Raw genomic sequence first — 13,724 nt, 5'->3', positions numbered from 1 at the left:
AGCGGGCGGGAGAGGATGCCCGCCGCCCCCGTCGCAGCAGCGATCAGAACTTGACTGTCGCTTCGACGCCATAAGTGCGCGGCATGCCGCGGTTCAGATAATCGTAGCCGAACACGTTCATGTTGAGGCCGTAGGTGTAGTAATATTTGTCGAACAGATTCTTCGCCCACAAGCTAACCGACATATTGTCGTGCGCATAGGTTAATCGCGCATTGGCGAGCCAGTAGCCCGGATTTGCGCATGTAATCGCCTTACCCGCGAGCGTTATGTTCGATCCCGCTGGGGGTGTATCGCACGGTGTCTGCCCATAATTCTTGAACGGATCAAAATAGTACTTGCCCATGTAGGACGCATCACCGCGCAAGGTCAGCTTGTTGGTGCCGTCATCGATCATATCCCAGTCGAATCCGGCCTGGAACGTAACCTCCGGCGCGTTCGGGAAGGGATTGCCGTTGACGTTCAATGTCGGGCTTGCCGGGTTTGCCGGATCGATCACATTGCCTTTGTACTTGCTGTTGAGATAGCCCAGCGAAGCATCGAAACGCAACGTATCGGCCACCTGCCAGGCGAGTTCGGCCTCGCCACCGAACAGGCGACCATTGGCGCTGCGCGTGAAGGTTGTAGCGCCAACCACCTGCGTTACTTGGTGATTCGAATACTCGTAGTAGAAGCCCGCGAGGTTAAGTTGGACGCGGCGATCGAACAGCCGGGTTTTGAGCCCCGCCTCATATGCATTCACCTTTTCAGGCTGGATATAATAGACTTGATTGACGCCCTGATAGGCAAGCCCGTTGAAGCTGCCGCTGCGGTAACCGCGACTGTACTGGAGATAGCCCATGATATCATCGGCGAACTCATAGCTGACATTGATACGGCCGGTTAGCCTGTTTGCCTTTTCGCGCTGCTCAAGCGGCGCGAGATTGGGGTTGTATGGATTGCTGTAGGGGATCAGGTTGACAACCGGCGTCGTACCGTCGAGCGCATAGAGGAAAGTGCTGCCGTTAAGGTAATTGACCTTATCCTGGGTGTAGCGTGCACCCACCGCCACGGTCAGCCGCTCGGTCGTTTTCCAGGTTACGTCGCCGTAGATCGCCTTCGAGGGGCGCGACACGTCAAAACGCTGTTCGCCGAGGATCGGGGTGAACGGAGGCGCGCCTGCCCCGGCGCAGCCCGCCGAAAAGCTACCCCCCATGCCGCCATTGCCCGTATTATTGATCGCGATGTCGGTCTGGAGTGCAATCAGCGAGCGTGCATCAAGGAAGCCGTTGGGATTGATCTCGATCGCGTCGCAGAATCCGGCATCGCCAGGCCCCAACGCCGGATTGGCGGCAAAGGCTGGGATATAGCGGATCGCGTCGGGCGTTCCGATTGCGGCGTTATTGTAGCTGCCCGGAAGACCGGCGCCAAGCAGCAGCGGCCTCAGCGCCCCGAAAAAGTCCGGGTAGTTGACCGACTTGACCTTGTCCCTGCCATAATAAAGGCCGGCAATGATATCGAGGCGGTCGTTCGAATAGCTGAAACGCAGATCCTGGTTGAAATTCTTGCTCGTCGACGTGAGGCCGATCGAGCAGAGATCGGCTGGGCCGCCATCGCAATCATCAGGATTGTTGATATAGTCGCCGGTGTCGTAGCCGGTAATCGAGGTGACGGAGAATTGGTCGCTGACATCCCATTTGATGTTGAGGGCTATCCCTTTCGACTTGCTGATGTTCTTACCTACCCGATCAACTGCGACCTCATTGTCACGCAGCAACCGCCCGCCTAGGAAAGGTTGCGGATCGTAACGCGAATAGCCGAGCGCATCCTGCCCGCCCGCGAGTTGACCACCTGCATAGGGCGCGGTGCCCCATGGATCGTCCTTCGCGGCATAGAGCTTCAAATTGATGTCGAGATCGGGATCGGGCCGGAAGCGGATCGAGATGCGACCGCCGATCGTATCGGTGGTCCCTAGGTCGCGCTCATTCCCAGGCAGTACATTGCGCTGCCAACCATCCCCTTTTGCAAAAGTACCGGCGACGCGGACGCCCAAGATGTCGGGAACCAGCGTCGCTTCAGCGGCGCCCTGCACCGTGAAAGTGTCGTAATTGGCATAGCCGGCGGTCAGATAGCCATTGGCCTCTCCCAGATCCGGCTTGCGCGTGAAGAAGCTGATCGCGCCACCCGTGGTGTTGCGACCGTAGAGTGTTCCTTGCGGTCCGCGCAGTACCTCGACCCGGTCGATGTCATAGAGTTGCAGGCCATGGCTCGCCCGGAAGCTCTGATAGACTTCATCGACATAGACGCCAACCGGCGACGCAGTGGAGGCGGAAAATTCGTTCGCCACTGAAATCCCGCGCAGCGAGAAATTCGGTTGGGTGCGACCATAGGGAGTGGTGACTTGCAGGCTGGGGATCGCGCCCATCAAGTCTGAGGTCTCCGTGATGCCGCGCGTGCGCAGCGTCTCGCCGCCTATGGCGGAAACGGCGGCCGGAACATCCTGCAAATTCTGTTCGCGCTTCTGCGCCGTGACGACGATTGTCTCAAGGCCACCTTCCTGCGCCTCGGGCTTTTCGCCCTGCGATGCAGCGTCCTGGGCATGTGCCGGCACTGCAAGCGCACACGCGATCGATAGCGCGGTGGCACAAAGCAAATTTGTCCTAAAGGCTGTGACCATGACTGTCCTCCCCACGGCATTTTTTGATTTGGCGCCATTTGCCGCGCCTTGGGGCTCATCGTCCAATTCAATTTGTTGGCGAACTATTCCTTCCACTCATTGATTGAGGATTGTTGAGCCTGCACCGGCGACGTCTCGTGGCGGAGCAAATGACCCCATACACTTCATTGGAATAGTCACGCTGAGCGCGCCCAGCGGGACGGATGCGCGCGCGCGAGGCGTTCCAATCCAGCTTTTCCAAACGGTGTATCGGTGTAATCGGCGGTGCCAACGGTTTTCCCTTGCCGAGTAGCAAAGGAAATCAGCTATTCGGGTGACCGTGAATGCACCATCTCTGTCGCCGTGAGCGGCGACAGCGCGCCTTGAAAGCAGCCCCGTCGACATCCGCGTATACGGGCTGTGCATTGTGCCGTTGTTGGATCATGAAGATGAGGTACGAATTCATCTGGCGATACGGATTCTCAGGCACGCCAAAGGGCCGTGTCTGGACGGCCGAATCGGTCGATGACCGAAGCCCTCATTCGCTTGCTTCCTGTGCACGGCTCAGAAGGCGACGCGGTCACTGCCCTTGAGACCGAGGATTTCCCTCGCTTCGGCGGGGCTCGCGGGTTCGTGACCCATTTCGGCGAGGATGCGCTTGATCTTCTCGACCTGCTGGGCATTCGAAGCCGCAAGGACGCCGCGTTCGATGAAAAGGCTGTCCTCGAGCCCGACGCGGACATAGCCGCCGAGCAACGCCGCCTGCGTCAGAAAGGGCATCTGGTGCCTACCCGCGGCGAGCACCGACCAGCGGTAATTGCCGCGTCCGAAGAGGCGATCGGCGGTTTCCTTCATATAATGAAGATTTTCGAGATCGGCACCGATGCCGCCCAATATGCCGAAGATCATCTGGACGAAGAAGGGTGGCTTCACCAGGCCGCGATCGACGAAATGGGCGAGATTGTAGAGATGGCCGACGTCATAGCATTCATGCTCAAATTTGGTACCCGCCTCCGCCATCGTCGTGAGGATCGTCTCGATATCGCGGAAGGTGTTGCGGAAGATATAGTCGTCGGAGCCGGTGACATAGTCCTTCTCCCACGCGTATTTCCAGTCGGCGATGCGCTTCGCGGCGGGGAAGAAGGCGAAATTGAGCGAGCCCATGTTGAGCGAGCAAAGCTCGGGCTTGAAACGCGCAGAGGCGGCGAGGCGCTCGGCGACCGGCATGGTGGCCGCACCGCCCGTCGTGATGTTGATGACGGCGTCGGTGCGCTGCCGGATCACGGGCAGGAAGCGGGCATAGACCTCGGGATCGCCGGTCGGCCTACCGTCCTCGGGGATGCGGGCATGGAGATGCAGGATCGCCGCGCCCGCTTCGGCGGCGGCGATCGACTGCTCGGCGATCTCCTCGGGCGTGACCGGGAGCGCGTCCGACATCGTCGGCGTGTGCGCCGATCCCGTCACCGCGCAGCTGATGATGACCTTGTTGCTCATGGCCAGACTCCATTCAATCGTCGAGGACGGCGACCGCGCGGGTCCAGCCTGCCGAAGCGCCTTTGATCTTGGTCGGGAAACACATCACGGTGAATCCGGAGGATGGAAGCGCTTCGAGATTATGCAGCTTCTCCAGATGGCAATAGCCGATTTCCCGACCCGCTTTGTGCCCCTCCCAGATCAGGTCGGCATTCCCGGTTTCGGCATATTTCTGCGCCGTGTAAGTGAACGGCGCGTCCCATGACCATGCATCGGTCCCTGTCACCCGGACACCGCGCTCAAGCAGGTGAAGCGTGGCTTCGCGGCCCATTCCACACCCCGCGTTGACATAGTCATCCGTGCCGTAGGCCGAACCGGCCCGCGTGTTGATGACCACGATGGTCAGCGGGCTGAGCTTGACGCCGATCCGATCGAGTTCAGCCCGAACATCCTCGGCGGTCACCACATAGCCATCGGGGAAATGCCGGAAATCGAGCTTGACGCCTGGTTGGCAGCACCAGTGGAGCGGAACCTCGTCGATCGTGATCGCCCGCTTGCCCCCATCCATCGTCGAATGAAAATGGTAAGGTGCGTCGAGATGCGTGCCGTTGTGCGTGATCAGCTCGACATGCTCGATCGCCCAGGCCTCGCCATCGGGCAGGTCGCTGGCCGTCATTCCGGGGAAGAAGGCCAGCATCTGTTCTCGTGTATCATCGTGCCCGAAATATCGGACCCGTGGACGAAAGGCCGCCGGATCCGATACGATATCATTCTCGATGGGCATCGAAATGTCGATGATGGACTCGGCGGTGGGAATCGTGATCATGAGAATATATTCCCGGCTAGAACTTATACCCGATGGTCACGCCATAGGTTCGCGGCTCCTCGAGGAAGCCGTTGACGCCAAATCCCACGATGCTGGAGCTGACAAAGGCGTTTGAGATGTACGTCTTGTTGGCGAGATTCTTGCCGTAGACGGTCACGCTCCAGCGATCGCCCGGATCGGTGTAGATCAGCGAGGCATTGAGCTTGGTCTTTGCCGGCTGCGACACCTGCGGAACGTTGAAGGCACTGAAATAGACCTTATCGACCCACAAGACCTCTCCGCGAAGGGCAAAGGATCCATGGTCCGAGCGCACGGTATATTGTGCCATGGCGTCGACCGTCCATTTGGGGGCTTGCGGCAGGCGGTTGCCGGCGTTGTTGAAAGCCGGTGCGCCGGTCGCCGGGTCGACGGTGCGCCCGTCACCTCCGGGTCGCGCGGGATCGATACTGATGAAACTGTCGAACTTGGCGTTGAGATAGGAGCCGGTCAGACCCAGTTCTAAGTCGGGCGTGGGGCGCGCGCGCAACTCGAGCTCGGCACCGTAGATCGTCGCTGTCGCCGCATTCTCCAGCGCGAGTGACGCGTTGACCACCTTGCCGACCTGGAGATCCTTGTAATCATAATAAAAGCCGGCAAGATTTATGCGGAGCCGCCGATCGAGGAATTCCGATTTCAGGCCCCCTTCATAGGCCGTGACCTTCTCCGGCTTCACGGGCGGCTGCACGCCGCCGACATTGTAGGTGCCGCTTTTGAAGCCTCGCGAAACCGAGGCGTAGAGCAAAGCGTCGGGCGTGATTTGATACTCGAGCGCCACTTTCGGCGTGAAGGATCGGAAGGTCTTGTGCGGTTGGCAGGTCGGGACCGATGGGATATCGGCTCCGCACTGGGCGAGCGGCGCGACGGGATTGGCGGGCGAATAGGGTCGCGCGAGGTCGAACTGAAGCTGTTCGGAAATGCCTTTTCGCTCGATGCTGTAACGGCCACCGACGACGAGGTGAATCTCCGGGGTCAGATTGTAGGTCGCTTGCCCGAAGATGGCGCCGGCATCAGTCTCGAGACGCCCGCCGGCATAATAGCCCTGGCGGATGACGCCGGGACCGCCGAAGCCAATATCATTGTAGGGAATGATGATCGCGCCGGCGTCATTTTCGTGGAAATAAAATGCCCCCAGCAGCCATCGGAACCGGTCGGATTCGGACGAGAGCTGAAACTCCTGGCTGAACTGTTTGTCGTCTTCGTTCTGGAAGATCGGCGCGAGACGAAAACTGGTGGAATCGAGGTCCGATCCGGTAATGTATTTCGTGCTGCGATAGGCCGTGATCGACTTGGCTGTGACGCCGCCGAATCGATATGCAATCTCGCTGCTGACACCCCAGATCGTGCGCCGGTTGAACGGATCGGCTTCGTTTGCGATATCGCGCGGATTGCTTGCGGTGACGCCGCCGAACTGAATGCCGAAAGGTGTGATTGTCTGGCCGCTGGCAGTCTGGCCCGCGGGTCCGAAATAATGATAGCCGTTCGCGTTGTCATTTTCTCGATGATAGTCGGCGATCAGAGTGATGGTGAGATCGTCGGCGGGTAAAAGCTTCAGCGTACCACGGATCGAACGGGCATTGGTGTCGTCGATCCTAGTGCCGGTCGTGATGTTTCGGCCATAGCCGTTGCGGTCGTCCGTCGAGAAAGCGATCCGCGCGAGCACTTTATCAGAGACAATCGGGCCGCTGACGGCGCCGTCGAACGCCAAACGACCATAGTTGCCGACCGTGACATCGCCATAACCCGAAAACGTGTCGGTGGGCTGGCGCGTTATGAGGTTGATTGAGCCGCCGGTCGCGTTGCGGCCATAGAGCGTGCCCTGTGGCCCGCGCAGAACTTCCACGCGATCGACGTCGTAGAATGCGCTGAGCGCTGCGGCGCCGCGCGAAATGAACGCGCTGTTGAGGTGGAAAGCGATACTTCCCTCGGCGCCGGTGCTGAGGTTGTCGAGGCCGATGCCGCGCAGCGAGATTCTCGCGACGCCGAGCTGCTGGCCGAGGTTGAGATTGGGGACGGCGGCCTGCAGACCCTCGATGCTGTTGATGCCCGCCTTCGCGAGGTCATTGCCGGATAGGGCCGTCACCGCGAGAGGAATTTTCTGCACCGACTCGCTGCGCTTCTGCGCAGTCACGATGATGTCCTGAAGACCGGCGCCCTGATCCTGTGCGGCGGGCGTCGATACGGCCTCCGGCTGCGGAGTGCTCGCAGCCGATGAAGCCGGCTCAGTCTGTGCGTAAGCGCTTGTGCCAACGACCGCAGGCAAAAGAAGTCCGATCCGCGCGGCGCGCGGCCAAAGCTTATCCATTTCGTAATCCCCTCCTCGTTGGACGCCGACGCGGTTCATGCGGCGCCTTTGGTTTCCTACCCCGCTATGCGGCCAGGTTCTGGCGCGCGGTCTCCTCCATCTCTGCCATTGCCGTGGTGTTGGGCGGCGGAACGAGCGGACCGCGACGCAGGGCCTGCTCCATGATCCGCTCGCGCGAGCCCTCCGCCATGCGGAGCAACTGCTTGAAGTCGACGCCAGTCAAGCGACCGTGGCGCTTCACGACCTCGCCGCGCAGGACCACCGTATCGATGTTGGAAACGTTAGCCTGCAGCACGACCGCGCCCACCATGTCGTTCAGCGGCATGAGGTTGAAGTCGTTGGGCGCGATGAGAACGATATCGCCATCCTTGCCCGGCGTGAGCGATCCCGTGCGATGATCAAGACCCATCGCTTCCGCGCCGTTGATCGTCATCCACGCGATCGCGTCACGTACCTTGAATGGGATATCCTCAGGCATCCGACCTTGCGCATTGACCGGATCGTTGGCCAGGACGCGCGCGTCTTGAAGACCGAGGCGTGCCTGCGTGAGTAGGTCGCCACCGTTGCAGGAGATAACGTCGGCCCCAAGTGTAGGCTTGATGCCGACATCGTGGGCGCGGCCGATCAAGGGGTGGCCCATGCCCATCTGCAGTTCCGTATCGGGCGTGCATGAAACCTTGGCGCCATTATCGGCGAGCAGGCGAAGTTCGTTGTCTGTCACGGAATTGCAATGCACATGGACCTGGTCGGGTCCAAGGAGTCCGGCCGCCGCGAGTTCCTCTATACCGCTGCAAAAAGCGGAGCCCCAGAAACAGTTCGTGTGAATTGTTTGCTGCACGCCAAGTCGGCGGCCTGTCATGATCTCCTTACGCGTCGAATCGAACGGATACATCCCGACCTCGGTGATCGCGACCGCCATGCCCAGCCGCTGATCGTCCGACGAAAAATGCTGCGTCCTTATCCGTTCCGCATCGGCGATGCGTTGGTCGACGCTCGTAAAATAAGGCCGGTCGACCGGTGCTGGATAGAAGCCGTAGGCATAGAGGCCAGCAATCCGGGCGTCCCGCAGGCCGCGGATGGCCTCATCGGCATGTTCCGGACTGTGCGACGTATGTGAGAAGTCATAGAGCGTCGTGATCCCGGCGTTCAGAGCTTCTAGGGCGCCGATATAATTGCCCACATAGACATCTTCTGGCGTATAGACGGGCGAGATGTTGAAGCGGATGCAGCGCATATACTGCATGAGGCTCATGTCGGCGCAAATCGCGCGTAGCTGAGTCTGCCAAGTATGCCGATGCGTATCGACCATGCCTGGCATTACAATCGTGCCGGTCGCGTCGATCTCCTCTGCCTCATCATGGTGAAGGTTTTGACCGATCTCAGCGATGCGTCCGTTCACGATCAAAACATCCCCACTGGGCACGTCGCCGATCGCAGGATCGCCGGTGATGACATAGCCGTTACGGATCAGGATCGGTCTCACAGTTTCGTTCCCCTACCATCTATTTTTGTGACGGAAGCCAGCGTAGGCTGCGCGTCCTTGATCGAGTGATACGAACGTTCCACTCACATGTCAATTCGGGGCGCTTTTGGGGGAGAAGATGATTGAAATTACCAGATATTAAGCCAAAAAAGGCAATCTCCAAGCCGCAAACGGAACGACCGGATCTGCGCGAGCAGATCCTGGACGCCGCCGAGTCGCTGTTCGCGGACCGGGGCTATTTCGGCGTTTCGGTGCGAGAAATAACGGATGCAGCGTCCACACGGCTCGCCGCTGTGAATTATCATTTTGGAACCAAGGAAGCGCTGTTCACGGAAGTCATAGAACGCCGCAGCGCGTGGTTGAACGAAGAGCGGCTGCGAAGGCTTGCGGAGCTGGACCTCGATCCAGATCGCCCGGAAGCATCGGCTCGACTTCTCATCCGCGCATTTTACGGCCCCCTCTTGAGCCGTTTTGAATCCGGTGAGCCGGGGTGGATGAATTATTGTCGCCTCATCTCACAGATAGCAGGCGTGCAACTCTGGATGGACGAAATAGTTGCACCGCTATTTGATGAAATATCTCGCCGATATGTCGAGGCGATGATATCTATCAAACCAAAGTCATCGCGCGATGATGCCTTGCAGGCCTATCAGTTTATTCTGAGCTGTACGCTGTACACATTCGCCGACAATCGCCGGATCGATCACATGTCGGGTGGGCGACTTTCTTCACGGAACATCTCGGTGACCCTGAAGGCCATGGAGGACTTTTGCGTGGGGGGATTGTTATCGTGTCTTAGGGTACAGGGCATTGGCAAGCTCGATGGTTGATGCCGCTCACCGTGATTGCCTGCTTGATTGAACGAATGTCCGCCATGAGGGCGCTCTTCCGACGTAGGTGAATTTGTGACGTAGGGCATGGTAGGATATGATACGATACTGCTTCTTATTGTTCAGTCCCACTATTCACGGATGCATCTAAGTAACTGACGTTTATAATAATTATGGTGGAAAGCCGCGCTCTTAATCAGCGGTTCCGAGCCGTGACGCTTATCGCGAAGCCGCCCAACGAGGGCGCTGCCAATACGGCTGTCTCCGGTCGCTCGGCGGCAAGCGCTGGATGGGCGCAGAACAGCCCGTGAGCTGTGAGAACTCGATAGGATCCTTCTCGACATCCGACACTGCGGTTGCCGCGTCGATCACGTCGGCCCAATCTTGCAGCATCCGCCTTCGCGGGGTGAGATAGAGCGCGCTGTTATAGGCGCCGCGCACTTCGTCCTCATCCTCGTGGGCGAGCGCCATCTCGATCCAGTCGGGCTTGTAGCGTTCGGCTTCGTTCGCCCAGGTCGAGCCGAGCCCCCGAAACCCATGCACCGTCTGCCGGCCAAGATAGCCCATGCGGTAGCAGGCATAGATCATGGTGTTCTCGGAAATAGGCTTTCCAGGCTTGGCTCCGGGAAAGAGGAACGCATCGTTCGTCGCCTGCAAGCGGCGCTGAACGATCATTGCGGCCTGGCGGGACAGCGGAACAAGATGCTCACGTTCCATCTTCATGCGCTCCGGCGACAGACGCCATAGCGGGTTCGGTCCATAGAGATCCTCGAACTCGTCCCTGGCCGCGAAGCGGGTTTCGCTGGTTCGGACCCATGTGAGCAAGGTGAACAGCAGCGCGTCACGGGTGATCTCGCGGCGGCGCGGCGTGTCCTCGCCGTCATAGGCGAAGATCGCCCGCACCAGCTTCGGAAACTCCGCGAGCGGCACGCGCGCCATGTGCCTGACGGGCGGCTTGGGCTTGAGCGCATCGTTGAGGCCGAGCGTCGGATCGATGGTCGCCCAGCCGCTCGCGATCGCGAAGCGATAGATCTGGCTGACGTTCTGCTTGAGGCGACGGGCGATATCGAGGGCGCCGCGCGCTTCGACCGCGCGGATCATCTCGAGAATCTCGGGCGGGTCGATTTCCGTGATCGGACGCTTCCCGATGACCGGAAAGACGTCGCGCTCCATCCGGTTGATGACGCGCAGGGCATGGGCCGAGTCCAGCCCTTCAATACGATTGGCGTGCCAGGCCCGCGCAATCTCTTCGAACAGCTTGAGCGCGGCCCTCTGCTTCTTCGCCCGCTTCCTGGCCTCGGCGGGGTCCTCACCCTGATCGAGCAGCCGCTTGGCTTCGGTCCGCTTCTCGCGGGCGATCGCCAGCGTGACGGTCGGATATTTGCCGAAGCTCAGCAGTTTTTCCTTGCCGTCGAAGCGGTATTTCAGGCGCCAGAGCTTCGATCCGTTCGGCTGGACGAGCAGGTGCAGGCCTTCTCCATCGGACAGCTTGTAGGGGCGCTGCCGCTTGGTGGCGTATTTGACCTCAAGTTCTTTCAAAGCCATCTGGGGGTATCGCCTGTTTTGGGGACAGCCGAAAAATACCCCCAAAATACCCCCAATCCAAATCGCCGTGGGTGGCCGCAGCGGGTCGCACCGGGACGCCGGCGTACGCAACGGGACGCGAAAAATATTTGATTTTCCTCGAAAAATGTCTGCCAGTGGCCTCAGTGGGCCACCGGTGGACAATCCGGGATGGTAGCGGAGGAGGGACTCGAACCCCCGACACGCGGATTATGATTCCGCTGCTCTAACCTGCTGAGCTACTCCGCCCCGGTGCGCGAAACTGAAGTCCGCTGGGCAGGTCGGGCCTCTAGCTGTGGCTGCCTGTCCGGTCAACCGGGTAAGCAGGATTTTTTCCAGCCCTTGTGGCTGCGCTCCTCCGACCGGCGCCGACGTCGCTAAACCACTCCATTGCTGCCCGTTTGCGCATTGGCGCGCCGTGACTGCCACGCCTTGAACAGCGGCACGAAGGGGAAGACCCACTGCTCGCGGATAGACAGCCGCCTGCGATCGTCCTGCCCGACCACACTGGCCTCGCCCTCCTTGTAGGTGCCGAAGATCCGGTCGCACAGGATCAGCGAATTGCCGTAGTTGCAGCGCGTATCCTCGTAGGGCACCGAGTGGTGCAAGCTGTGGTGGCGGATCGTGGTGAAGAAGAAAGAATAGAACTTCGGCGGGTCCGACCGGACATTGGCGTGCGCAAAGGTCGAGATCACGTTGGTTGCGCCGAATGCGCCCAGCACTGCTGCCTGCGATACGTCAAACAGCACGACGATGCTCAGGCTGATCAGCACCAGTTCGATCGGGTTGCCCACCGCGCCTTTCATCGCGTTGAGTTGCGTGATGTGGTGATGCGGCGCATGGGTCAGCCAGAACGGCGTCGAATTGTGCATTAGGCGATGCATCCAGTACTGGCCAAACTCATAGACGAACAAGATCAGCGCCACTTGCGCCAGAAACGGCATCTCTGCCGCCCAAGGCGTCTCGATGCCCGCTGCCTTCTTGAAAGCCATGAGCGGGGCTTCCCCAACAAGCTGTGAAACCTTCGATATCAGCGTCGCGTTCAACACCATGTAGAACAGGTCGGTGAAGAACTCCTGGCGATTCATCCGCCACCCGGCATGACGCTCGAACACCATCTCGAGTCCCAGCACCCATGTCGTCACAAGCGCGGTCATGATGATTGCGGTCCAGGTGTTTTCCACCCAGGCTTTCGGAGCAAGTCCCCAGAAGGAAACGACAATCGCCAGCGTCACCGGCGGCAGCATATCGACTGCAAATTTCCTGATGTTCATGTCGCTTGCCCGCAAAACCCCTGAACGAAGCAGATATAACGCACTTAGGCCCAACCCGCCAAACCGGGCGCTACGTCAATCGACGTATCCGCACTTTCGGCCGGGCGGGTATTACCAAAGCAGCTAATCGTAATACCAGGGACCAGCCGGTCCGGGGCTGCGACAACGCTTCACTCCATCAAGGGGAATGGCTGGTGCTACATGCCTTCGCGACGCGCTTGCGGACTCATATCGGAAAAGTCGGCAAGACCGCGCTGATCGGTGCGGCACTCGCCCTCGCCTCGTGCTCGGGCGGTGAGAAGGCCGCCGAAAAGCGCACCGAATTCAGCATCGGCTGGTCGATCTATGCGGGCTGGATGCCATGGCCCTATGCCCAGCAGGCCGGCATCGTGAAGAAGTGGGCCGACAAGTACCACATCAAGATCAACGTGGTGCAGGTGAACGACTACGTCGAGTCTGTGAACCAGTACACGGCCGGCAAGTTCGACGGCGTGACGGTTGCCAACATGGATGCACTCACCATCCCCGCCGCCGGCGGCAAGGACACCAGCGCGATCATCGTCGGCGATTACTCCAACGGCAATGACGGCATCCTGCTCAAAGGCGCAAACGCTCTGGCCGCGATCAAGGGCCGCCAGGTCTACCTCGCCGAACTCTCGGTCTCGCATTACCTGCTCGCCCGCGCGCTCGGCAAAAACGGCATGGCGCTGACCGACGTCAAGACAATCAACACGTCCGATGCGGACATCGTTGCCGCCTTCGCTTCGCCCGATGCAACGGCCGCTGTCGCCTGGAACCCGCAACTCTCGGTCATGGCCGCGCAGCCCGGCGTGTCGAAGGTCTTCACCTCGGCGGACATCCCGGGTGAGATCCTCGACCTCCTCGTCGTGGATACCGCAACGCTCAAGGCCAACCCCGATCTCGGCAAGGCCCTCGCCGGCATCTGGTACGATACGATGAAGGTGATGACTGCGCAGGACGAGCAGGGCAGGCAGGCCCGCGCCGCGATGGCAAAGCTCGCCGGGACGACACCGGACGTCTTCGAAGCCCAGCTCAAGACCACCTACCTCTACGCCCAGCCCAAGGACGCGGTAGCCGCCACGCAGGACGCAAAGCTCATCGAGACGATGACCCGCGTGCGCGACTTCAGCTTCTCCAAGGGCCTGTTCCCCGGCGCATCCTCCGCCGATGCAGTGGGCATGGCCTTCCCCGGCGGCAAGACGCTGGGCGATCCAGCCCACGTCACCCTGCGCTTCGATGACAGCTTCATGAAGCTTGCCGCCGACGGAAAGCTCTGATCTC

General features: G+C 60.0%; 9 protein-coding genes and 1 tRNA gene. 2 read left to right on the top strand and 8 right to left on the bottom strand.

Going from position 1 to position 13,724, the window contains the following annotated elements; translation table 11 throughout:
* Nucleotides 1-43: 43 nt before the first annotated feature.
* The 5 genes from AC1Q5P_RS03500 to AC1Q5P_RS03480 form a co-directional block, all read right to left on the bottom strand.
* Nucleotides 44-2,587, bottom strand: coding sequence for a TonB-dependent receptor (locus tag AC1Q5P_RS03500; protein ID WP_058811980.1), 2,544 nt, complete (start codon nucleotides 2,585-2,587; stop codon nucleotides 44-46).
* A 609-nt stretch (nucleotides 2,588-3,196) separates the two neighbouring features.
* Nucleotides 3,197-4,126 carry a 3,5-dioxohexanoate:acetyl-CoA acetone transferase gene (kce, locus tag AC1Q5P_RS03495; protein WP_011415056.1) on the bottom strand — a complete coding sequence of 310 codons (930 nt, stop codon included), beginning with the start codon at nucleotides 4,124-4,126 and terminating at the stop codon, nucleotides 3,197-3,199.
* Between the two features lie 13 nt (nucleotides 4,127-4,139).
* Nucleotides 4,140-4,931, bottom strand: a complete 792-nt coding sequence (locus AC1Q5P_RS03490) for a cyclase family protein (protein WP_011415055.1) — start codon at nucleotides 4,929-4,931, stop codon at nucleotides 4,140-4,142.
* Nucleotides 4,932-4,947: 16 nt separating this feature from the next.
* Entirely contained in the window at nucleotides 4,948-7,311 is a 2,364-nt protein-coding gene (locus tag AC1Q5P_RS03485; RefSeq protein WP_231726127.1) for a TonB-dependent receptor, read from the bottom strand.
* 25 nt (nucleotides 7,312-7,336) lie between these two features.
* The gene (locus tag AC1Q5P_RS03480; protein WP_058454905.1) at nucleotides 7,337-8,755 is read right to left on the bottom strand and encodes an amidohydrolase family protein; all 1,419 of its coding nucleotides are present in this window, start codon (nucleotides 8,753-8,755) and stop codon (nucleotides 7,337-7,339) included.
* 122 nt (nucleotides 8,756-8,877) lie between these two features.
* On the opposite strand from AC1Q5P_RS03480, the gene AC1Q5P_RS03475 reads away from it, so the two are divergent.
* A complete protein-coding gene (locus AC1Q5P_RS03475) occupies nucleotides 8,878-9,585 on the top strand; it encodes a TetR/AcrR family transcriptional regulator (protein WP_058454906.1) in 708 nt (235 codons plus the stop codon).
* Nucleotides 9,586-9,804: 219 nt separating this feature from the next.
* Here the strand turns inward: AC1Q5P_RS03475 and AC1Q5P_RS03470 are convergent, their stop codons facing one another.
* The 3 genes from AC1Q5P_RS03470 to AC1Q5P_RS03460 form a co-directional block, all read right to left on the bottom strand.
* Nucleotides 9,805-11,241 carry a tyrosine-type recombinase/integrase gene (locus AC1Q5P_RS03470; protein WP_269433210.1) on the bottom strand — a complete coding sequence of 479 codons (1,437 nt, stop codon included), beginning with the start codon at nucleotides 11,239-11,241 and terminating at the stop codon, nucleotides 9,805-9,807.
* 79 nt (nucleotides 11,242-11,320) lie between these two features.
* Nucleotides 11,321-11,397 (bottom strand) — tRNA-Met (locus AC1Q5P_RS03465).
* Between the two features lie 128 nt (nucleotides 11,398-11,525).
* Nucleotides 11,526-12,422: a sterol desaturase family protein gene (locus AC1Q5P_RS03460; protein WP_039334908.1), complete on the bottom strand. Its 897-nt coding sequence runs from the start codon at nucleotides 12,420-12,422 to the stop codon at nucleotides 11,526-11,528.
* Between the two features lie 218 nt (nucleotides 12,423-12,640).
* Here AC1Q5P_RS03460 and AC1Q5P_RS03455 point away from each other — a divergent pair, with 218 nt between their 5' ends.
* Nucleotides 12,641-13,720, top strand: coding sequence for a putative urea ABC transporter substrate-binding protein (locus AC1Q5P_RS03455; RefSeq protein ID WP_492518153.1), 1,080 nt, complete (start codon nucleotides 12,641-12,643; stop codon nucleotides 13,718-13,720).
* Nucleotides 13,721-13,724 lie beyond the last annotated feature (4 nt).

This window comes from Novosphingobium sp. GW835-FHT14H07, assembly GCF_058793515.1.
The sequence above is the reverse complement of the archived record's forward strand: the minus strand, read 5'-3'. Positions and strand labels throughout refer to the sequence as shown.

Bases quoted from the DNA above. Each gene is read 5' to 3' on its own strand.
- kce (WP_011415056.1), bottom strand. From the start codon at position 4,126: ATGAGCAACAAGGTCATCATCAGCTGCGCGGTGACGGGATCGGCGCAC.
- AC1Q5P_RS03490 (WP_011415055.1), bottom strand. From the start codon at position 4,931: ATGATCACGATTCCCACCGCCGAGTCCATCATCGACATTTCGATGCCC.
- AC1Q5P_RS03485 (WP_231726127.1), bottom strand. From the start codon at position 7,311: ATGAACCGCGTCGGCGTCCAACGAGGAGGGGATTACGAAATGGATAAG.
- AC1Q5P_RS03460 (WP_039334908.1), bottom strand. From the start codon at position 12,422: ATGAACATCAGGAAATTTGCAGTCGATATGCTGCCGCCGGTGACGCTG.